Here is a 21,685-nt window from a genome sequence, read left to right on the forward strand (position 1 = left end):
ACCGCCAACAACATCGCCCAGCACGCCCGCCAGGCCCTGACCCACACCCGCGCCTGACACCCGTCCCACCCCTCACCTCAATATGTGACGGTAAACCTGCCGCTCGGCCGTCCCTTCAAGGGACGGCCGAGCGGCCAGCGTTGAAGCGTCGTCAGGCTCCATGAACCAGGCATCCCGGAACTTCGCGGCTCCTATCTTCCCCGAGTACTCGATTGACTGGGTCGTTGATGAGCTCGACGAGTTCGCCCTGCGCACGGGTGATGCCTTCCAGGTGTCTGAGGAGGTCAAGGCCGATCTTCGATCGATCCACTCCTTCTGGCATGGCCGCACTCACGAGGACGAGGTCAATGCTCACATCACTCAGGAGATTCTGGACGCGCAGGAACAGGGGCTGATCCACCGGGGAGGAATCTCAAACTCCGGGGACGGGCATATCATCCCCAACCATGAGAAGCTTTTCAGTCACGGTTACCGTGGCCTCATCAATGAGATGAAGCTTCGACTCTTGGACGAGTCACTTACGGACCGTCAGCGTCTCTTCTACGACTGCAGCATCGTCTGTCTGGAGGGCGCTCTTGACTACATCAAGCGCTACCGTCCCATCTTGAAGGAGATGGCGGAGCGGACTGCTGATCCGGAGCGTCGTCAGGAGTTCGAGCGGATGGCTGAGCTCAGCCTCACCTTGCTTGAGGGGCCGGTGACGACTTTCTACGAGGGCGTCATGGCCGCCTACATCACCCACGTTGAGGCTTATTCATAGGGTGTAGGTGAATATGATTCCGAGGACTGCTGTGATAGTTGTCTTGAAGGTTTCTAGTGGTCTTTTGTAGCCGGTGTGCAGGACTCTCCAGGTCTTGATGTTGGCGATGACTCTTTCGATCTTGTAGCGGACCTGGTTGACGGTGATGTTGTAGGCCTTGTCATCAGGGTGGAGCGGTAGGTTCGCGGGTCTTTTTCTTTGAGGTGATCATGCCCAACCCGATGTAGCCCTTGTCGCCGATATGCCGCGGTGGTGATGCCCCTTCCGGGAGGTCGGCGGGTGGCACGTCAAGCAGTCCGCAGCGGCGTAAGGCCTCGGTGTCGTGGACCCTTCCGTCGTGGGGGTCGGACACCCAGGCCAGGTGGCCCGTGAGGGTGCAGGCGACCTGGACGTTCAGTGCGGTGGTCCTGTGCTTGCCGGAGTACAGCTCAGGGTGTTCGGCCCAGGACCAGCACTGAAGGAGGGAGCCATCGACGATCAGCTGCACGGTGGGATCCAGATCCTCCACAGTCGGCACACTGATTTCCAAAGCCTGGGCAATCAGGGGTGTGTAGGCGGTGATGACTCGGGAGGCGGTGGCCTGCGAGACGCCGTAGAGCTCGGCGAGTAGCTCCTGGGGTAGGTTGTGCCTCAGGTATGTCAGTGTCAGACGCACGCACAGGTACAGCCCCAGCACCCGGGCCCCGAACGCCGGCAGGTCGGGGTTCTCGGCGGAAATGGTCTCGCACAGGTCCACAACCTCGCTGCGAGTGATCCTCGTGCTACTATTCATCATGGCGGTTTGTTCTTGGTTGAGTTGGCTTAGACACCAAAACTCTCTCAAGAACAAGCCGCTACCTTACTCAGCGACACACCCCCTTTAAACACCCTAAACACCCCCATGAATAATCCTCTTCCTGTACGACATCAAATCGTGCGACGAACGGCTACACAGGCAGGGAACCGGGGCCGGGAGCAAACGAATCCTCGACAACGCCCGAAGACTAGCCGAGGCGGACAGACCCATGTGGGTGAGGCTCGTCGTCATCCCTGGAGGGAACGACGCCGCCGCAGACCTTGAGGAGCGCCTTCGTTTCACCGCATCACTCGGAGACGTCGTTGAGAGGGGCGATCTTCTGGGTTACCACACGCTAGGGATGGGGAAGTACATGAGACTGGGGCTGGAGTATGCGCTGCCCAGTGTGCCTGAGCTGGGCTATAGACTCATTGAACGGACGATGGATCTGGGGGCTGACCTGGGACTGAACATGTGCTACGAGCCCGGCGCGCAAGCCTGAGCGAAGATCTGATGAGGTCATGCCCACGCTGGGACACAGAAGTGGGCTTGGATCGGAGTCCCAAAGTCCTAATAAGAGGCTGCTAAAGATGAGACGCTGAGGTGTGAGCCGCGGAACACCAGGGCGGTTCGTGGTGAGGGGGCACCGATCGGCTCTTGCCACATCCCATGGCGCGTCCTGCGGTGCGACCTTGCCGGCCTCCTCTTCAACGACGGCGGTGTGACATGAACCTGAGGAACCTGACAGCAAAAGACCAGTGGACACTTTCCGACAACTCTCTTCTGCGGCGCATCCTCGCATGCTTTCTGGGGGAGGTGATCACGGCCGTCGGGATTGCGATCTGCTTGGAGGGTAAGAGCGGCGTCGACCCGTTCACCGCCTTCCTCCAGGGCATCTCCCACGTCTCAGGGATCTCCTTCGCCGCGATCGTCCCGATCGTCAACATCATCATGCTGATCCTCGTCTTCCCCTTCGACCGGTCCATCTTCGGGTTGGGGACGGTCGTCAATTTCACGATCGTGGGTGTCCTCGTGGACTACTTCCGTCCGATCTACCGCAGCTTCTTCCACGTCGAGTACTCCGTGGGCAGCATGCTCCTCCACCTGGCGATCGGGCTGCCGCTGTTCTGCCTGGGAGTTTCCATGTACATCACCTGCGACCTGGGCCAGTGTCCCTACGACGGAATCGCGCCGTCGCTCAGGCGCCACTTCCCGCGCTACAGCTACCGCGCCTACCGGCTGGTTCAGGACATCATCACGATCTTGCTGGCCCTCATTCTCATCAGGTTCGACCTCTCACTAGGCATCATCGCCCTGGGCACGGTCATCATGGGCTTCTTCATCGGCCCCATCGTCGGCTTCTTCAACAAGACCATCTCCAACCGCCTGGTGGGGATCAGCGGCGACATCTTCGCCGCATCCACGACGTCTAACGAAGGCTCCCCAACGCCGGCCTGACTTGGTGGGGTTGTCGGCGCCTCAGGCCTCGGGGCGCTCGACGCCGAGCCACTCGTACCAGCCGCGGTGCAGCACCAGCCAGGCCAGCAGACCATAGCCAGCCTGGCCCGGGTGCATTCCGCCTGCGGCCGCGACGTCGGCCGTCCACTGCTCGTGGTTGCGCAGCGGCTCGAAGGCGTCCACGTAGGGCACGTTGCGGCGCAGGCACACCTCCTCGGCTGCCTGGGAGAGCTGGGCGGTGGCATCGGGATCGGCCTCGGGCAGGGGAGGAGGCCCGACGACGAAGCACTCTCGGTGGTCGGAGGCTGCCGTGTCGAGAATGTTGGCCAGGGCCAGGCGGGAGCGGGCGTAGGAGATTCCGGCGAGCACGTCGGCCACGCCCAGTCCCACCACGAGCCGGTTGATACCGGTGTGGGTGGAGCGGCGGGCCACCTCGGGCCCCCAGCGGTCGGACATCTGAGCGGTCGTCTCACCGGGAACCGCCAGGGAGGTCCACAGGATGTCGGCGTCCCGGGGCGTGCGGGCCATGACCCGGCCCGTCCATCCCAGGGCGCGTCCGTCACCATGACCGGCCACCAGCTCATCGCCGATGAAGCTCAGCCTCGTTTCACGCATGGCAGCGCCTCCTCATCCCTCATGCTGTCTTGACATTATCGTGACCTTGCGCGGTATTGCGGGAGGCTGACGGCATTTCGGCGGGGTTGACCGGGGACGAACGGGGAACAATCAGCCTGTTCTCAGTCGCGGGCGAAGGCCCGGCGAAGGATCTCCTCCTGTTGGGCGCGATGGACGCCGGCGGTTCCCACGGCCGGGGCGGCGGCCTCGGGGCGGGAGACCAGTGTGGGTAGGACGCCGCCGGTCAGATCTGCGGGCAGGTGAAGCGCCAGGTGGGGCCACATGCCCTGGTTGGCCGGCTCGTCCTGCACCCACACCAGCTCGGCCCCGCTGAAGGGCGCCAGCGCTTCGGCGATGGCCTCGGTCTCCAACGGGTAGAGCTGCTCGAGGCGGACAATGGCGGTGCCCGTATCCCCGGTCTTGGCACGGTGGGCCGCCAGGTCGTAGTAGACGCGCCCCGAGCACAGCAGCACCCGGTCCACGCCCCGATCCTGCGCCGCGGCCAGCACGGCGTCGTCGACCTCGCCAATGACGGGCTGGAAGGTGCCGGAGGTGAAGTCCTCCACCGGCGAGCAGGCGGCCTTCAGGCGCAGCAGCTGCTTGGGGGTGAAGACGATGAGCGGGCGGCGCGGGCGGCGGTAGGTGTGCTCGCGCAGCAGGTGGAAGTAGCTGGCGGGCGTGGAAGGCTGGGCCACCAGCATGTTGTCCTGGGCGCACATTTGCAGGTAGCGCTCGATGCGCCCCGAGGAATGGTCCGGGCCCTGCCCCTCCTGGCCGTGGGGCAGCAGCATGACCAGGCCGGAGCGCTGCCCCCACTTCTGGGCGGCGGAGGTGACGTACTCGTCGATGACGGACTGGGCGCCGTTGGCGAAGTCTCCGAACTGGGCCTCCCACATCGTCAGCCCCTCGGGCCGCTCCACCGAGTAGCCGTACTCGAAGGCTAGGGCGGCGTACTCGCTGAGCAGGGAGTCGTAGATTTCCAGGGGCGCCTGGTCCGGGGTGAGGAAGCTCAACGGCGTCCACTCCTGGCCGGAGGCGTGGTCGTGCAGGACCGCGTGGCGCTGGGCGAAGGTGGCGCGTCGGGCGTCCTCACCGGCGATGCGGATTGGTACGCCCTCCATGAGCAGGCTCCCTAGGGCGATGAGCTCGCCCAGGCCCCAGTCGATACCGCCTTCGCGCGTAGCCTCGCGGCGCTTGGTGAGCATGGCCTGGAGCTTGGGGTGGACGGTGAAGGAGGCCGGCCAGGCGACCTGGGCGTCCCCGATGCGCTCGACGACGTCGCGCGCCACCGCTGAGGTCCAGCCGATCATCATGCCTGTGCCGGCCAGCTGGGAGGAGGGGATCTCCAGGGAGGACAGGGGCACGCCGACCTTCGTGGGGTCGGATAGGTCCTGGGCGGAGGCGTCGGTCGGCGGGGCGATTGCGCCGTCGGCGCCCCCGGTGACCTGGACACGGGCCTCGGTGAAGATCCGCTCCAGCTCGCCCTGGTAGTTCTCGGCGATCTCGCGGGCCTCCTCTGGGGTGATGTCGCCGCGTCCCACGAGGGCGGCGGTGTAGACCCCGCGGGTGGAGTCCAGGGAGTCGATGAGCCGGTACATGAGCGGCTGGGTCATCGAAGGGTCGTCGCCCTCGTTGTGGCCGCGGCGCCGGTAGCAGATGAGGTCGATGATGACGTCCTTGTGGAAGGTGCGCCGGTACTCGTAGGCGTGGCGGGCGGTGCGGGCCACCGTCTCGGGGTCGTCGGCGTTGACGTGGAAGATCGGCACCTGCAGGCCCTTGGCCAGGTCAGTGGCGTAGGTGGTGGAGCGGGCGGAGGCCGATCCGGTGGTGAAGCCGATCTGATTGTTGACAATGATGTGGACAGTGCCGCCGGTGCGGTAGGCGGGCAGCTGGCTCATGTTGAGGGTCTCGTAGACCACGCCCTGGCCTGCGAAGGCGGCGTCGCCGTGGACGAGGACCGGCATGACCGTGTAGCCCTTCTCGCCCAGGCCGATGCGATCCTGCTTGGCGCGCACGATGCCCTCGACGACGCCGTCGACCGTCTCCAGGTGGGAGGGGTTGGCGGCCAGGGAGACGCGGGTGGTCACGCCGTCGGTCCCGGAGAAAACGCCCTCTGTGCCCAGGTGGTACTTGACGTCCCCTGTGCTGGCGCCCTCGATGACGCCGTTGCCCTCGAACTCGTCGAAGACCTGAGCGTAGGACTTGCCGGCGATGTTGGTGAGCACGTTGAGCCGGCCGCGGTGGGCCATGCCGATGACGACCTCGTCGAGGCCGTCGTGGGCGGCGGCGTCGAGCAGACGGTCCAGGGCCACGATGAGGGACTCCCCGCCCTCGAGGCTGAAGCGCTTCTGACCCACGTACTTGGTCTGCAGGAAGGTTTCGAAAGCCTCGGCCTGCTCCAACTTGGTGAGGATCCGACGGCGCTCGTCGCCGCCGATGTCCTCCCAATCGCGTTCGAGGCGCCCCTGCCACCAGGTGCGCTGGGCCGGGTCCTGGATGTGCATGTACTCCACGCCCACGGTGCGGCAGTAGGCGTCGCGCAGCATCTTGAGGATCTCGCGCAGGGTGGCGCGGTCGCGCCCGCCCAGGCCCCGGGTGGGGAAGGAGCGGTCCAGGTCCCACAGGCTCAGCCCGTAGGAGGTGATGTCCAGGTCCGGGTGGCGGCGCAGGCGGTAGGTGAGCGGGTCGTTGTCGGCGGCCAGGTGACCGCGCTGACGGTAGGCGTGGATGAGCTCGGCCACGCGCGCCGGCTTGCCGGTCTCCAACTCGGGGTCGTAGGTGGTGTCGCGCACCCACTCGACCGGCTCGAGGGGGATGCGCAGGGACTCGAAGGCCCGGCTCCAGAATCCGTCCAGCCCCAGGAGCTTGCGCTCCACCAGGCGCAGGAACTCGCCCGAGGCGGCGCCCTGGATGACGCGGTGGTCATAGGTGGAGGTCAGGGTGACGACCTTGCCGATGCCCTGGCGGGCCAGGGTGTCGGGGCTGGCGCCGGCGAAGGCCGCCGGGTAGTCCATGCTTCCCACCCCCACGATGAGCCCCTGGCCGGGCATAAGGCGCGGCACCGAGTGCAGGGTGCCGATCATGCCGGGGTTGGTCAGGGTCACGGTGGTGCCGCGGAAGTCGTCGAGGTCCAGCTTGTTGTTGCGGGCCTTGGCCACGAGGCCCTCATAGGCCTCCACGAACCGGGACAGGTCCATGAGGTCAGCCTGCTTGATGGAGGGCACCAGCAGGCGGCGCTGCCCGTCGGCGCCGGGCACATCGATGGCCAGACCGAAAGCCACGTGGGCGGGCTCGTTCAGGACCGGCTTGCCGGCATCGTCGACCCCGTAGGAGACGTTCATCGAGGGCATCTCGGACAGGGACTCGACCACCGCCCAGCCGATGAGATGGGTGAAGGAGACCTTGCCGCCGCGGGTACGGGCCAGGTGGCTGTTGATGACGGTGCGGTTCTCGATGAGGACCTTAGCGGGGACGGCCCGGGCAGAGGTGGCCGTGGGCATGGACAGGGAATCGTCCATGTTCTTGGCGGTGCGGGCGGCCGCGCCCTTGAGACGCACGGAGCTGTCCTCGCAGCCGTCGCCCTCCAGATCGTGGGCGTGGTGGGCGGCCAGGCGCTGGGCGTAGGGGGAGGTTGGGGGAGCGGTGTCCGACGGCGGGGCCGGGGGAAGGTCGGAGCGGGTGACGTCCTGGACCGCGGAGGAGCGGCGTTGGGGGGAGGCGGCCTGAGTCGTGATGGTGGCCCGGCGCGGCTCCCCGAGGGCCGACGACGCAGAACCGTTGGCGAAGCCGTTCGAGGAGGTGGAGCTTGGTCGCCGCAGGCCGGCACTCGGATCGGTCTCGAAGAGCTCTCGCCACTGGGGGCTCACGGAGGAGGGGTCCGCCGACCAGGCGGCCCGCATCTCCTCCACCATCCACTCGTTGGCACCGAAGCCTGTGCTGGTCTGGTCCTGCGTGGGCACGTCGGGTCTCCTCGGTGAACTCGTCAGTCTGCCGTCCCGGCGCTGGGAACCTCGGCGGGACCCGGGGAGGAACGGCGGTGTCCGTGGAACATCCTAGGAGGTGAAAGGCGTCTCAGGCGAGCAAATGCGGGACCAAAGACACATGCGTGTCCCGGCCGTGACGCGCTCGCGGCCCCGGGCCCGGCCGGCCCGACGACGGTGACCTACAGGTCTCGCCACTCCTCGAACGCGTCGAGCCGGGACGTATCGCCGTCTCCGAGTGCCTGAGCCACTGCCTCGAGCAGTTCCAGCCGAGGGTCCTCCTCCCGTCGGACGCGTTCCAGGTTCATCTCGAATGACCAGTCGCCTGTCGTCACACCGTCCGCCAGAAGGGTCTTGAGGACTCCTCCGGACTCCTTGCGGTGCTCGGGTGAATGGGCAAACAGGTAGAAATGGCATTCGGCTAGTAAGGGTCTCTCCTCATCGCTGGCGAGGGTGATCGCTTTTTCAGCCAGGCTGATCGCTTTCATGTCAGCCGATTTAGCGAAGAGAAGTTGGGCGTAGTTGCCGAGGCTGATGGCGTCATAGGGGTCGGCGTCGATGGCACGTTGGTACATCTGCTCGGCCTGGTCCGTGTCGCCGCGGACGGTGTGCAGGAAGATGGCGTAGTTGCCGAGGTTGTTGGCGTGGTGGGGGTCGGCGTCGATGGCCCGCTGGTACATCTGCTCGGCCTGGTCCATGTCGCCCCGGATGTTCTTGAGGAAGGTGGCGTAGGCACCGAGGATATTGGCGTTGGTGGGGTCGGCGTCGATGGCCCGCTGGTACATCTGCTCGGCCTGGTCCACGTCGCCCCGGACGGTGTGCAGGAAGATAGCGTAGGCACCGAGGACGGTGGCGTCGATCTCGGGGGTGGCGTCGATGGCGCGTTGAAACATGGCGTTCGTTGAAGAAGGTGAAGCGCCTTCTATGAGCATGGTGAAGGCTGATTGGCCTGTCTGTTGCGCGGAAAGCGTGATATTTTGTAGTGTCGCAAATGTGCGCTCTGAGATTTTCCAATCTGCTTCGTCGGCGATGGTATCAAGAACTTCCCATTGATCCTCTCCTACTTGGCGTAAAAGGGGGGTGGTGTGGTTGATGAGTCTTGTAGCTTCTTTCCAAGTGTCATCCCAGTCGACTGTTTCCCATACGTCATCCTTGTGTGACAGGGAAAGGGAAGTCAGTTGATCTCTTGAGGCGGGGCCTAGGCCGATGCGACGCCAGTCCGCCGCTGCTTTGATGAGCGCTCCACACTGTGAGTGTTTATTGAGTTCGTCTGCGAATTTGGAGCGTACTGCTTCGGCGCATCCAAGTAGGGGGCCTAAGCCGACATTCTTGATTTGTGATAGCTGGTTTGCATAGGAGGTAAGTCTAACGTCATTGAGCTCTTTTGTTGACAATGACGGGCTGAGCGTGAGCCTTTCGAAGCGATTGACCACATCCCATCCCACTACTTTCTCGTTACTGCGATCGCTGTGTTTTACGTATTGTGAGTGCATCATGGTGGCTACGATGATGCACGAATTATTGACCCATCGGTTGAGTTGGCCCAGTGTGAGACTTTGGTTTGACAGAAATCTGTCGAGATCGTCTAAGATGATAATTGATTCGGGTGGCGGCTGTTGGTTACTGTTGAGAAGTTTCTCAATGTCGCCGGGACCTAGGGGGAACCAGCAGTAGGTGTTGGGCCATTGGGAGCGAATCGTCTCTATTGCCAGGCGCGTCTTTCCGGCCATGGATGTCCCCTCAATGAGGACGGGTATCCTGTTTCTGAGGTGCTCGACCAGTTGGTCCTGGATGTCCCGATGTACGAAGTCGGTGATATCTTTACGATCAGAGCGGTGAACTCGCAGGGAGTAGAGGTCTTTGTGACTCAGATATTTATTTCCGATGCCATTCTTCAAGACGCCTGCCGTATCGGTGATTTGCTGTCTGTGGAAGCGTGCTGAGAGCCACTCGCGGAGCTGAGGTGTCGTGGCGGTTATGCCTCCGATTGCGTTGAGTGCCATGCATGCTGCGGCCCACTTGGGGCCGAGTGTGCCGAGGTATGGAATGGCTGCACCTACTACTGCGCCGCAGGCTGGCGCAAGGAGCCACCAGCCGGACTGGCCCGGATCGGTTGGGTGGACCGCTTTCTGCGGCTTTCGAGACAGCATCGCAACCTCCACGCTCACTTAGCCTGTGGTGTAGGTTACCCCAATCGTGAGAAACCGGTCCCTCTGCGATGGCGGTGCGACACATGATGGCTGTCTCGGCTTCGATTCCGCCGCGGTGGTACCGTTCGGTCACTATGCGATCGGCTTTCCGCCGGGCCCGCAGGCGCCGCATCCGCACACACCGCGCCTCCTCGCCCGCCTCTGACCAACCCCACCCCGACTCGTCCGCCTCCGGCGCCCACGTCGAGCCCCACACGGGGGAGGGGTCCGCATGACCGACTGGCTCATGATCGCCGTCGGCGTGGTCCTCACCGTGGGCACCGCCCTGTTCGTGGCCGGCGAGTTCTCCCTGGTCGCCCTCGACCCCTCCACCGTCGAGACCCGCGCCGCCACCGGGGATAAGCGCGCCGGTACCGTGCGGCGCGCCCTGGGCCGGCTGTCCACCCTCCTGTCCGGCGCCCAGGTCGGCATCACCCTGACCACGGTGCTCCTGGGCTACACGATGCAGGCCGCCCTGGCGAACCTCCTCACCGATCTCATGAGCCACTGGATGGCCGTCTCCGTGGCCACCGGCGCCGCGGTCATCATCGCGCTCATCGTCGTCAACGCCTTCTCTATGGTCATGGGCGAGCTCATCCCCAAGAACGCCACCCTGTCCGACCCCATGCGCGCCGCAGGCCTCGTCGCCCCCTTCCTCATGGGCTTCACCACCCTCCTCAAGCCCCTCATCCTCGTGCTCAACAACGCGGCCAACGCCGTACTGCACGCCATGGGCATCGAGCCGGCCGAGGAACTCAGCGGCGCCCGCAGCGCCGGCGAGCTCGCCTCCCTCGTGCGCCACAGCGCTGAGGAGGGCACCCTCGACGCCTCCACCGCCACCCTGCTCACCCGCTCCATCGGCCTGGGGGCGCTCACCGCCGTCGACGTCATGACCGACCGCGGCCGCCTCCACACCCTCGAGGCCGACGACTCCGCCGAGGACGTCGTGCGCCTGGCCCGCGCTACCGGCCACTCCCGCTTCCCCGTCATCGGCCGCGACGTCGACGACGTCATGGGCATCGTCCACCTGCGCCGCGCCATCGGCGTCCCCTACGAGCGGCGCGCCGACGTCCCCGTCGCCTCCACCTCCCTCATGACCCCCGCGCCCCGAGTCCCCGAGACCATGCCACTGGCCGACCTGCTCGTCGAATTGCGCGCCCAGGGCTCCCAGATGGCGCTCGTCGTCGACGAGTACGGCGGCACCGCCGGCGTCGTCACCCTCGAGGACGCCGTCGAGGAGGTCGTCGGAGACGTCGCCGACGAGCACGATCGCCGCCGCGCCGGCGCCCACCTCGACCCCTCGGGTCACTGGGTCGTCCCGGGCTGGATGCGCCCCGACGAGCTCGCCACCCGCGCCGCCATCCAGGTGCCCGACGACGGCCCCTATGAGACCCTCGGTGGCCTGGTCATGACCGAGCTCGGCCGCATCCCCGTCGTCGGCGACGTCGTTGAGCTTCCGCACGCGTCGCTGACCGTCGACGCCATGGACGGGCGTCGTGTTACCCGCCTCCACGTGCGCCCCAAGGACCCCGAAGCCGCCCCCGGAGACCAGGGAACTGAGGGGGAGTACCGATGAGCACGCCCCTGGCCCTGGTGGTCACCGTTATCCTCCTGACCGGCAACGCCTTCTTCGTCGGCGCCGAGTTCGCCGTCACCTCCTCGCGCCGCAGCCAGCTCGAACCATTGGCCGAGACCGGCGACGCCCGCGCCGCCACCGCCCTATGGGCCCTCCAGAACGTCTCGCGCATGCTGGCCACCGCCCAACTCGGCGTCACCCTGTGCTCCACGGGCCTGGGCGCCGTCGCCGAACCGGCCATCGCCCACGCCCTCGCGCCCCTGCTCGCCGCCGTCGGTGTCGGGCACGCCGGCTCCCACGCCGTCGCCGTCGTCATCGCCCTGGTCATCGTCGTGGGCCTGCACGTCGTCGCCGGGGAAATGGTGCCCAAGAACATCTCCATCTCCTCCCCGGAAAAGGCCGTGCGCTGGCTCGCCCCACCCCTGGTGTGGTGTTCGCGCGTCTTCAGCCCCGTGGTCAACGGACTCAACGGCTTCGCCAACGGGACCCTGAAAGTTCTGGGCATCGAGGCTAAGGAGGAGATCTCCGCCACCTTCAACGCCGAGGAGGTCGCCTCCATCGTCGAGCGCTCCACCGCCGAGGGCGTCCTGGAGGACTCCACCGGCCTGCTCAGCGGAGCCCTGGAGTTCTCCGAGGAGACCGCTGGCAGCGTCATGGTGCCCTTGAGCGAGCTCGTCACCCTGCCCCAGAACTGCACCCCGGAGGACGTGGAGCGGGCCGTGGCCTCCACCGGCTTCTCCCGCTTCCCGCTCGTGGCCGGGCGGGACGCCGCTGACTCGACGTTTGATGCAGCAGCCGACGGGGCAGAGCCTTCCGTCATCACCGGTTACCTCCACCTCAAGGATGTTCTCTACGCCGACGGCGCGGACCGCACCGAGCCGGTCCCCGCCTGGCGCACCCGCGCACTCGTACCCGTCGGCTACGACGACGAGGTCGAGGACGCCCTTGCCGCCATGCAGCGCTCGGGGGCCCACCTCGGGCACGTGCGCAATGCGCAGGGCCGATTCGTCGGCGTTCTCTTCCTGGAGGACATCCTCGAAGAGCTCGTCGGCGAGGTCAACGACGCCATGCAGCGCGAGGAGCACCAGCGCCGTGATTAAATCGTGATCTAACGGCGGTGACCAGTGGATTCCCACAATTCGTGCCGCGTCGAGCGTTGAGAGTCGACCGCGGGGCCGGGAACGACGCCTCTGTGCCGATTCGTTCGTATGACACGTGTTTCTGTTCGTGGAACGGTGTCGTGGACGCCGCTTTGCGATTTGTTGAAGAAATACAGGTCACACAAAGGTGTGCTGGTTCTCCTGGCGAGACCCACAGGAGAACGCTACTGTTTTAACCGAGCACAACACGAGACTGTCGCCCTGGCAGCCAGCATGCCGTCACCGCCGGGTCACCGGCAGCGACGACTCCCCCATGAAACCAGCCACCTGGAGGCTTCCCGCGTGACCCCGCAGCCCATGAGTCGACGCCAGCGTCGCGAGGCGGAACGTGCCGCCGAAGCCGCTCGCCAGCTCGCTGAGGCGGAGGCCGGCGGCTCCTCGCCGGAGACGCCGACAACGCACACCACTCACGCCGCCAGCCCCACTCGCCGCTCCCGCCGCGAGATCCACGCTCGCCACTCCCACCAGTCCCAGGGCGGCGCCTTCCGGAACGCCTCTACTCTCCCCGACGTCCCGCTCGCCCCCCAGAAGCAGAACCATCCACAACGGCCCGCGGCCCAGGCGACTCCTCCGGCCGCAGCACCGGCCACGCGATCAGGGGCGCACGCAGCCCCCGCCTCGGCGCACTCGGCTCCGATCGAGCAGACGGGGCGGCAGCCGGTCGTCCCGATGAGCCGCATGGCCCGCCGGCATCAGGGAGCCGTTGAGCAGCCTGCGCAGCCCGTGCGGGATCCCATGCGCCCACAGGCTCCCGCAGTTTCCGCCCCGACCGCCCCCTCGGCACCCGCGGTGGCCTCTGCGGCGGGAACTGCGCAGCCCTCCCCGGCAGGGCCCTCGGTCTCCTCCGCTTCTTCTCCGCAGGCGCATCCCACTCGGCGATCTCGCAAGGACCTGCGCGCCGCTCGGATCGCCGAGGACCCTCAGCAGACGCGTGAGAACCCCGCCGTTGCGAACGTGCCGCAGTCCCAGCCCCATCATCAGTCCGAGGCCCGGCCGGAGAGCCGGCGCAGCCGTCGCCGCTCGCATGCGGCCGAGCAGTCCGCCGTCTCGCCTGCGTCATCGACTCCCTCGGCGCCCTCGGCCCTGTCGCCGCTGGTTGCCGCTTCTCTGGCTGAGTCCACCTCCAATCTGAAGCCGGCAGCCGCTCAACCCGCCGCCAACACGGCGTGGTGGGCCGCAGGCGACACAGCCCCGGCCTCGCCCGGTGCGGCGCAGTCCCGCAGCCGCGCCGTTCCGACCGGATCGGATTCCGCCGCGGTCCCCGGAGCCTCCGCCCGGCCGGAGAGCCGTCGCAGGAGACGCGCCTCGGCGGCCACGCCCGCCAGCGCCTCCGCCAAACCCGTCGTCGCCTCCACCACCCACCACACCGCCTCCTTCAGTGTTCCGGAGGACTCCGTCTCCCTTCCGACGCCGCAGGCCGCGCCCGAGGTGACCGTCGAGCCGGCCCCCGCGGCGCCGTCGGTTCCCGACACCCCCCACGAGATCCGCTTCTCGCGCAGGATCACGGACTTCCGCGGGGCCGAGACCGTCGAGGTCCCCGAGGTCCGCAAGCTCATGGCCGCCCGCAAGGCCGGGGTGCCGCTCGCCGACGAGGCCGCCATCCGCGCCGCCAAGACCGCCCAGGGCGCCAGAACGAGCCGTGAGACCAAGAAGACGGCGTCGGATGAGTCCGCCGCCTCGGCGTCGTCGGCCAGGATCTCCGCGGCCTCCAAACCGGATAGCCACCGCGACTCCTCGACCGGCCCCGCCCCCGCGCGTCCCGCCAGACGCCGCACGGGAACCGGAATCCTGGGACGCACCGCCGTGCTGTCTGCCCTGGCCGTGGCCACGGTCCTCGCCCCGCTGTCCAGCCACCTCGACAACACCCCGCTGGCCTCGGCCGCGATGAAGATGCACGCCGGTGGCGCCGCGCAGAGCCCGGCCGCCGGAGGGGCGAAGTCGTCGTCTGTGGCCAGTGCCGTGCTCGGCAGAGACGACGACCTGGAGGAGAGCTCCGACTCTCAGCTCTCCAACGTCCCCGACGCCGCCACCAGAGCCAGGATCCGCGAGGCCTTCCAGAACGCGGCCAAGACCTGCTCCTCGGCGACCGGCGCCTCGGGCGACACCAGCGCCTTCAGCTCCAAGCCGCAGCTGTTCTACCCGATGCTCCCGGACACCTACACGATCTCCTCGGAGTACGGCTACCGCACCCACCCCACCCTCGGCGTCCCGAAGCTCCACGCCGGTCAGGACATGGCCGCTCCCGTGGGCACCCCGATCTACGCCGCCGCTGCCGGCACCGTCACCACCGCCGGCATGGTGGACGGCACCGGAACCGTCACCATCAAGCACGAGATCGATGGTCAGGTCTGGTACACCAGCTACCTCCACATGTACGAGGACGGCATCTACGTCAAGGCGGGCGACACCGTCACAGCCGGCCAGATGATCGCCGGTGTGGGCAACACCGGCCGGTCCTCCGGTGCGCACCTGCACTTCGAGGTGCGCACCAAGGATGACACCGCCGACGAGTCCACCGTGGAGCCGTGGGGCTGGCTCAAGGAGCACGGCGCCGTCGAGCTCACCACCAACTGCAGCTGAGGGAGACCCACTGTGCCGCCTGTCGCGTCACGAACACGACGTCCTGCCGTCATCGCCCACCGCGGCGGCGGGCGCGAGGTTCCTGAGAACACCTGGAGCGCCGTCGAGCACGTGGCCGCGCTCGGGCTGGAGTGGATGGAGACCGACCTGCGGCTGACGGCCGACGGCATCGTCGTGCTCAGCCACGATGAGGACTTGCGCCGCACCGCCGGCGACCCCCGCACCGTCGGGGAGGTCATGTGGGCCGAGCTGGCCGACCTCGATTCCGGTGACGGGCGCGGCTTCGTCCGGCTCGACGACGCCCTGCACGCCCACCCGACGATGAGGTTCAACGTCGACCTCAAGGACTCCAACGTCGTCCAGGCCGCCCTGCAGACGGTGCGCGACGCCGAGGCCCTCGACCGGGTCCGCTTCGCCTCCTTCTCCGCTCGGCGGCTGGCCGTCCTGCGCCGCCAGGAGCCCCGGGCGATGACCTCGCTGGGCGTCAGCGACGTCCTCGGACTCATGCTGCGCAGTGAGGCCGCCGTCCCACTGCCGCAGACCCGCTGGGGCTGGACTCGCGGGAGGGCCGATGCCGTCCAGGTCCCCGAGAGCTACCGCGGCGTTCCCGTGGTCACCCGACGCTTTGTTGCCTCCGCGCACACCGCCGACCTGGAGGTCCACGTGTGGACGGTGGACGAGCCCGAGCGGATGCGCCGGATGGTCGACCTCAACGTCGACGCCATCATGACCGACGTCCCCACCCTCGCCCTCCAGACCCTCAGCTGAAGAGCCCGTCAAGAGCCCGGATTTGGCGGACGGCCTAGTGGAAACTGCTTCGCCCCCGCCTCGGCCGAGGGATCTGTGCCGCGACATGCACGAACGAGCCCCCGTCGCGGGTGGCGACGGGGGCTCGGGGATGGTGCCCCGGACAGGATTCGAACCTGCGACCTTCTGCTCCGGAGGCAGACGCTCTATCCACTGAGCTACCGGGGCCCGAGGGGTGACTGTACCAGCGTCCCGCCCCGGGAGCGAAACCGGCGGGAGACATGCGACATGTCCCACGAAGCCCCGTGATCATCGACATCCCTTGCGGCCCGGCGCGGTCGATGACGGTACGCTGACATGCGTGACTCCAGAAGAGCTTGCCGCAGCCATCCACACCATCCTGGAGGAGGCCTCCGCCGAGGGCTCCCTTGCCCTGTCCGCCGCAGAGATCCCCGAGCCCCGCGTCGAGCGCCCCCGCAACCGTGACCACGGTGACTGGTCCACCAACGTCGCCATGCAGCTGGCCAAGAAGGCCGGCACCAAGCCGCGCGACCTCGCCGAGCTCCTCGTCCCGCGTCTTGAGGCCCTCGACGGCGTCGCCTCCGTGGAGGTCGCCGGCCCCGGCTTCCTCAACATCCGTCTCGACGCCGCCAGCGCCGGTGAGCTCGCCCGCTCCATCGTCGAGGCCGGCGAGGCCTACGGGCGCAACGACTCCCTGAGCGGCCAGCACATCAATCTCGAGTACGTCTCCGCCAACCCCACCGGCCCGGTGCACCTGGGCGGCGCCCGCTGGGCCGCCGTCGGCGACTCCCTGGCCCGGATCCTGGCGGCCTGCGGCGCCACAATCACCCGCGAGTACTACTTCAACGACCACGGCACCCAGATCGACCACTTCGCCCAGTCCCTGCTGGCCTCCGCCCGCGGCCAGGAGACCCCCGAGAACGGCTACGGCGGCGCCTACATCGGCGAGATCACCCAGCAGGTGATTGCTGACGAGCTTGCCGCCGGCCGCCCCGACCCGACCACCCTGCCCGACGCCGAGGCCGCCGAGGTCTTCCGCGCCCGCGGCGTCGACCTCATGTTCGCCGCCGTCAAGGCCGAGCTCCACGCCTTCCGCTCCGACTTCGACGTCTTCTTCCATGAGGACTCCCTGCACACCTCCGGCGCCGTCGAGCGCGCCATCGCCCGCCTGCGCGAGCGCGGCGTCATCGAGGAGCGCGACGGCGCCACCTGGCTGCGCACCACCGACTTCGGCGACGACAAGGACCGTGTCCTCATCAAGTCCGACGGAAACACCTCCTACTTCGCCGCCGACCTCGCCTACTACCTGGACAAGCGCGAGCGCGGTACCGACTGCGCCATCTTCCTGTTCGGCGCCGACCATCACGGCTACATCGGCCGGATGATGGCTATGTGTGCGGCCTTCGGCGACGAGCCCGGTGTCAATATGCAGATCGTCATCGGCCAGTTCGTCAACCTTGTCAAGGATGGGCAGCCCGTGCGCATGTCCAAGCGCGCCGGCACCATCGTGACACTCGGCGACCTCGTTGACGCCGTCGGCGTGGACGCCGCCCGCTACGCCCTGGCCCGCTCATCCATGGACTCCGCCATCGATATCGACCTGGACCTGCTGGCCTCCACCTCGAGCGAGAACCCGGTGTACTACGTCCAGTACGCTCATGCCCGCACGCGCAACGTGGCCCGCAACGCCGCGGAGCACGGCGTGTCCCGCTCGGCCGGCTTCCTCCCAGCGGCGCTGGACGACCCGGCCGACTCCGCACTGCTCGGCGTGCTCGCCCAGTTCCCGGCGATCGTCGCCCAGGCCGCGCAGTTGCGCGAGCAGCACCGCGTGGCCCGCTACCTCGAGCAGCTGGCCGCCGCCTACCACGCCTGGTACGGCGCCACCCGCGTCACCCCCCGTGGGGACGACGCCGTCAACTCTGGCCACGTAGCCCGTCTGTGGCTCAACGACGCCGTCGGGCAGGTCCTCGCCAACGGGCTCGGTCTGCTGGGCGTCACCGCTCCCGAGAGGATGTGAGACCGTGACGTACCAGGTTCCCGCCGGTGAGCCGCCCCTGGGGGTTCTGGCCTGCCCCGAGCCCGAGGACCGTCCCGACCTGTGGCCCACGACGGCGCGGCGCACCCCCGACGGAGAGCTCGCCCTGGGCGGGCTGACCGTCTCCGAGATCCTCGCCGATGCCCCCAGCCCCGTCTTCGTCCTGGACGAGGCCGACCTGCGCGGCCGCGCCGCCTCCTGGAGCGCCGCCATGGCCGAGGAGTTCTGGCCTGGATACGGCATGCGCGGCGGCGAGGCCTTCTACGCCGGAAAGGCCTTCCTGACCACTCAGGTCGCGCGCATCGTCCTCGAGGAGGGAATGGGGATCGACACCGCCTCCCGCGTCGAGCTGGCTGTGGGGCTGTCCGGTCTGGAGAAGGTCGACGGCCCCGAGGCCACGACCCGCGCCCGCCGCCTGGGTCTGCACGGCAACGGCAAGACACAGGCCGAGATCGCCGTTGCCCTCACCCACCACGTGGGCCACCTCGTCCTCGACTCCCTCGAGGAGGTCGACCTCACCGTCCGCGCCGTACGCGACCTGCGCGCCAGCGGCGTCTACGGGCCCGAGGAGACCGGTAAGGTCATGGTGCGCCTGACCACCGGTGTGCACGCCGGCGGGCACGAGCACATCTCCACCGGCCACGAGGACCAGAAGTTCGGCCTCTCCGTCCACGCCGGTACCGCCCGCCAGGCCATCGACGCGATCATCGCCGCCCCCGAGCTTGAGCTGGCCGGCCTGCACTCACACATCGGCTCCCAGATCCTGGACCTGGCCGGCTTCCGGGAAGCCGTCAGCATCGTCCTGGGCCTGCGCCACGAGATCGCCGTCGACACCGGGCACCTGTGCCCGGAGGTCGACCTGGGCGGCGGCTACGGCATCGCCTACACCGGGTCCGATCCCGTGGCGCCCTCGCCGGCGCAGGTCGCCTGCACTCTGGCCGAGGCTGTGCGCGAGACCTGCGAGCGCCTCGGCGACGAGGTCCCCGCCGTCTCCATCGAGCCCGGCCGCGCGGTCGCCGGCCCGACGACGGTCACTCTCTACACCGTCACCGGCCTCAAACGCGTCGAGCTGGGGGAGGGGACCTCGCGCCTCTACGTCAGCATCGACGGTGGCATGAGCGACAACATCCGCCCCGCCCTCTACGAGGCCGCATACACGGCGCTCGTCGCCAACCGCCGCCCTGACCCGGCCGCGGGACTGACCCGCGCGCGCGTCGTCGGCAAGCACTGCGAGTCCGGCGACGTCGTCGTGCGTGACGTGGATCTACCCGCCGACCTGGCCGTCGGCGACGTGCTGGCCGTGCCCGCCACCGGGGCTTATGGGCGCTCCATGGCCTCCAACTATAACCTCTTCACCCGCCCCGGCGTGCGCTGGGTGCACGAGGGCGAGTCGGGCTGGATCCTGCGCCCCGAGACCATCGAGGACCTCCTGCGCCTGGAGGGCTGAGCCCTCTATACCGTATAGACTTCGGGCATGGGTGACAGTGACCGGGACTACCGTAGGGACTTCTACCGCGCGCTGAACGTCCATCAAGGCGCTCGGATGCTCAGCGAGGAGGAGTTCGAGCGCTATTACGTCCCGATCTACACCCGCCCCGACGGCCCGGCAGGACCGGACCTGGTCGCAGAGATCGCCACGGCGATCGACTTCACCGCCGGCGGCTCGGTCCAGCTGCTCTCCGGCTACCGCGGTGCGGGAAAGACCACCGAGCTCCTGCGCCTCAAACGGGAACTGGATCGCGAGGTCTACCTCCCCGTCTACTTCGACATCGAGGACTACTTCAACACCGAGCTTCCACTGGAGGCGGCGACTTTTCTCGTCGGCCTCGCCGCCGGCTTCGTTGACAACTGCGAGGAGATCGACGGGCTCAAGCAGAGCCTGTACCGCCGGGTTCAGACCTTCTTCCAGCGCCTCGACATCGACGTCAAGATCAGCGCCTCCGTCAGCGGGGGGCCGGCTTCTCTTGACCTGAGGGCGACGCTCCGCGATGACGAGAGCTTCCGGGCGCAGGTCAAGAAGGCCCTGGAGTCCAACCGCAAGACGTTCAAGGAGGAGATGCACGCCTTCTTCAGCGATCTGGCGGACAGCCTGCCCGGGAATAGGACACCGGTCTTCATTGTCGATTCCATTGATCACTACCGGGGGCGGTCCTCCACCTTTGACGAGGTCCGCGACTCCGTGGAGGCGTTGTTCTCCCACTACGCCTCAGAACTGGCCCTGCCCGGGATGCACGTGGTCTACACGGTGCCGGTGTACGTCAAACCTGCAGGATGGGGTGGAGAGGTCTGGCCCGTCCTCAACGTCAAGGTACGGGAGCGCAGCGGCGAGGACTGCTCGGAGGGCATCGACCTGCTGCGTCAGGTGCTGGCCCAGCGTGCCCCGAACGGCGACGTGGAACGACTCCTGGGGGCGGAGGCGGACCGGGTGATCCGGGCCTCAGGCGGTCTGTTCCGCGAGCTGTTCCGTCTAGTCTCGGGGCTCCTGCTCAAGAACGGTCCGCTTCCCGTGAGACCCGAGGACATCGACCAGGTCGAGCGCCAGCAACGCTCCCAGGCCGTCGCCGGGTTGACCCAGGAGCAGTGGCAGATCCTTCGCCAGGTGAAGGAGACCCAGCAGCTCATCGTGCCGCGAGAACTGACCTCGGAGGCTTGGACCCTCCAAGCGCTCGGGTACGTGCTGTGCTACCGCAACGGAACCGTCGACTGGTACGGGGTGCACCCCCTGCTGGAGAGGCTTCTCGACGAGGACTAGCATGCGCGTCCCGAGCACCCCCTCGACGGTGAGCATCGACTATGCCTGGTCTGATCTGCGCCGCCACCTGGAGTGGACCAGGAATGAGCCCACCGTTGTGATGGTTGCGGCCCAGACCCGGGCCCAGACCCAGGACATGAAGGAACGTGCTGCGCTGTGGTGCCAGCGGGCTCATGAGCCCTGGTCCGATCCGGAGCAGTTTCTGACCTCGTGGCTGCGCCGCCATCTTCCCGTTTCCGGTGTTCTCTTCCTGGATCTGTGGGATGACGAGGTGCGCCTCAGGGTCCTGCACGCACTCAACGAGATGCGGGTGCGCCTGGCGCGCCCCGGGGGCGGATGCGTCATTGTCTGCGGGCCGATCGCATTGCTTAGTGAAGCTTCCCGCGAGGCCGCAGATCTGTGGTCCATTCGATCGTTGACCTGCGTCATCGGTTCCAGCTCCGGGGATCTGGTGGACCGGCCGCAGCGCCGCGAAGAGGACGACAGCTCGGGCTCTATGGGAGCAGACGATGGATCTCGGTACCGCTCCACCTGGAGCATCGCCGTTCCGCCGGATCAGCGGGCACCCAAGCTCGCCGCCACCGTCCGGGAGACGGACCGGGCCCGGCGCCTTCTCCCCATCGAGCCTTGGAGGGCCAGAGAAATCTTGGATTCACTACCCGAGGATCCATCTCCGCTGGCGGTGACTTTCAGAGGACTGACCCGCGCCGAGATCGGCGGCCTGCTAGACGACGCTGTCACCGTGGAGGTGAATCTCAAGGCCGTCCTGGAGACCCTCGTGGACTTTCCCCCCTTCCTCCGCTACCAGGTGGCGGATGCGGTTCTGGACATTGCCATGACCTTTGGAGTTGTCGACGTTGCTGAACCTGCGGCTCGGGAGCTGGAGCGGTTGGCTCGGGGGTTGGAGGAGTCGTTGGGGACTCCGGAGGCTCGTCGTGACCTGTCGGTTTCCCTGGATAATGTGGGGCGGGTGGCCGAGGTCCGTGGTGAGTGGGATGTGGCCGAGGCTGCTTACCGGGAGTCGCTGGGGTTGGCTC

The 21,685-nt window shown here is 67.3% G+C and carries 16 protein-coding genes and 1 tRNA gene; 11 read left to right on the plus strand and 6 right to left on the minus strand.

All coding sequences use genetic code 11. The features are described from left to right. The first annotated feature begins 160 nt into the window (after positions 1-160). Positions 161-760 carry a pyruvate formate lyase family protein gene (locus FK256_RS10645; protein WP_244936369.1) on the plus strand — a complete coding sequence of 200 codons (600 nt, stop codon included), beginning with the start codon at positions 161-163 and terminating at the stop codon, positions 758-760. On the opposite strand, the gene FK256_RS14825 is transcribed toward FK256_RS10645, so the two are convergent. Together FK256_RS14825 and FK256_RS10650 are read right to left on the minus strand one after the other, a co-directional pair. Then, positions 755-907 (minus strand): hypothetical protein, encoded by a 153-nt coding sequence (locus FK256_RS14825; RefSeq protein WP_309314123.1) that lies wholly within the window; start codon positions 905-907, stop codon positions 755-757. The genes FK256_RS10645 and FK256_RS14825 overlap by 6 nt on opposite strands. 16 nt (positions 908-923) lie before the next feature. Continuing rightward, entirely contained in the window at positions 924-1,535 is a 612-nt protein-coding gene (locus FK256_RS10650; protein WP_244936370.1) for a transposase, read from the minus strand. Between the two features lie 235 nt (positions 1,536-1,770). Between FK256_RS10650 and FK256_RS10660 the strand changes: the two genes are divergently transcribed. Further along, positions 1,771-2,037 (plus strand): radical SAM protein, encoded by a 267-nt coding sequence (locus FK256_RS10660; RefSeq protein WP_141424754.1) that lies wholly within the window; start codon positions 1,771-1,773, stop codon positions 2,035-2,037. 224 nt (positions 2,038-2,261) lie between these two features. Next, complete coding sequence (locus tag FK256_RS10665; RefSeq protein ID WP_141424755.1) at positions 2,262-2,993, plus strand: YczE/YyaS/YitT family protein; 732 nt, start codon at positions 2,262-2,264, stop codon at positions 2,991-2,993. Positions 2,994-3,014: 21 nt separating this feature from the next. Here the strand turns inward: FK256_RS10665 and FK256_RS10670 are convergent, their stop codons facing one another. The 3 genes from FK256_RS10670 to FK256_RS10680 all read right to left on the minus strand — a co-directional run bounded on the left by FK256_RS10670 (position 3,015) and on the right by FK256_RS10680 (position 9,756). Further along, positions 3,015-3,608: a GDSL-type esterase/lipase family protein gene (locus tag FK256_RS10670; RefSeq protein ID WP_021607578.1), complete on the minus strand. Its 594-nt coding sequence runs from the start codon at positions 3,606-3,608 to the stop codon at positions 3,015-3,017. Between the two features lie 122 nt (positions 3,609-3,730). Continuing rightward, positions 3,731-7,567 (minus strand): multifunctional oxoglutarate decarboxylase/oxoglutarate dehydrogenase thiamine pyrophosphate-binding subunit/dihydrolipoyllysine-residue succinyltransferase subunit, encoded by a 3,837-nt coding sequence (locus tag FK256_RS10675; RefSeq protein ID WP_141424756.1) that lies wholly within the window; start codon positions 7,565-7,567, stop codon positions 3,731-3,733. Between the two features lie 203 nt (positions 7,568-7,770). Further along, on the minus strand, positions 7,771-9,756 hold the full coding sequence (locus tag FK256_RS10680; RefSeq protein WP_170197952.1) for a tetratricopeptide repeat protein: 1,986 nt from the start codon (positions 9,754-9,756) through the stop codon (positions 7,771-7,773). A gap of 253 nt (positions 9,757-10,009) precedes the next feature. Here FK256_RS10680 and FK256_RS10685 point away from each other — a divergent pair, with 253 nt between their 5' ends. From FK256_RS10685 to FK256_RS10700, 4 genes are all read left to right on the plus strand, one after another. Then, positions 10,010-11,353 carry a hemolysin family protein gene (locus FK256_RS10685; RefSeq protein ID WP_141424758.1) on the plus strand — a complete coding sequence of 448 codons (1,344 nt, stop codon included), beginning with the start codon at positions 10,010-10,012 and terminating at the stop codon, positions 11,351-11,353. Next, positions 11,350-12,453, plus strand: coding sequence for a hemolysin family protein (locus tag FK256_RS10690; RefSeq protein WP_141424759.1), 1,104 nt, complete (start codon positions 11,350-11,352; stop codon positions 12,451-12,453). The genes FK256_RS10685 and FK256_RS10690 overlap by 4 nt, the downstream gene beginning before the upstream one ends. A gap of 342 nt (positions 12,454-12,795) precedes the next feature. Beyond that, positions 12,796-15,093 (plus strand): M23 family metallopeptidase, encoded by a 2,298-nt coding sequence (locus FK256_RS10695; protein ID WP_141424760.1) that lies wholly within the window; start codon positions 12,796-12,798, stop codon positions 15,091-15,093. Between the two features lie 12 nt (positions 15,094-15,105). Beyond that, complete coding sequence (locus tag FK256_RS10700; RefSeq protein ID WP_051263589.1) at positions 15,106-15,861, plus strand: glycerophosphodiester phosphodiesterase family protein; 756 nt, start codon at positions 15,106-15,108, stop codon at positions 15,859-15,861. Between the two features lie 131 nt (positions 15,862-15,992). On the opposite strand, the gene FK256_RS10705 is transcribed toward FK256_RS10700, so the two are convergent. Continuing rightward, positions 15,993-16,068 (minus strand) — tRNA-Arg (locus FK256_RS10705). A gap of 133 nt (positions 16,069-16,201) precedes the next feature. On the opposite strand from FK256_RS10705, the gene argS reads away from it, so the two are divergent. The 4 genes from argS to FK256_RS10725 form a co-directional block, all read left to right on the plus strand. Further along, positions 16,202-17,878, plus strand: coding sequence for an arginine--tRNA ligase (argS, locus tag FK256_RS10710; protein ID WP_141424761.1), 1,677 nt, complete (start codon positions 16,202-16,204; stop codon positions 17,876-17,878). 4 nt (positions 17,879-17,882) lie between these two features. Next, entirely contained in the window at positions 17,883-19,343 is a 1,461-nt protein-coding gene (lysA, locus tag FK256_RS10715; RefSeq protein WP_141424762.1) for a diaminopimelate decarboxylase, read from the plus strand. 27 nt (positions 19,344-19,370) lie between these two features. Further along, positions 19,371-20,648, plus strand: coding sequence for a hypothetical protein (locus tag FK256_RS10720; protein ID WP_141424763.1), 1,278 nt, complete (start codon positions 19,371-19,373; stop codon positions 20,646-20,648). 1 nt (position 20,649) lies between these two features. Further along, positions 20,650-21,685: hypothetical protein (locus FK256_RS10725; RefSeq protein ID WP_141424764.1), on the plus strand; the 1,036-nt coding region annotated here is incomplete at its 3' end.

It is taken from the genome of Actinomyces johnsonii, assembly GCF_006546835.1.
In the GTDB taxonomy this organism is placed as follows: Bacteria; Actinomycetota; Actinomycetes; order Actinomycetales; family Actinomycetaceae; genus Actinomyces; species Actinomyces johnsonii.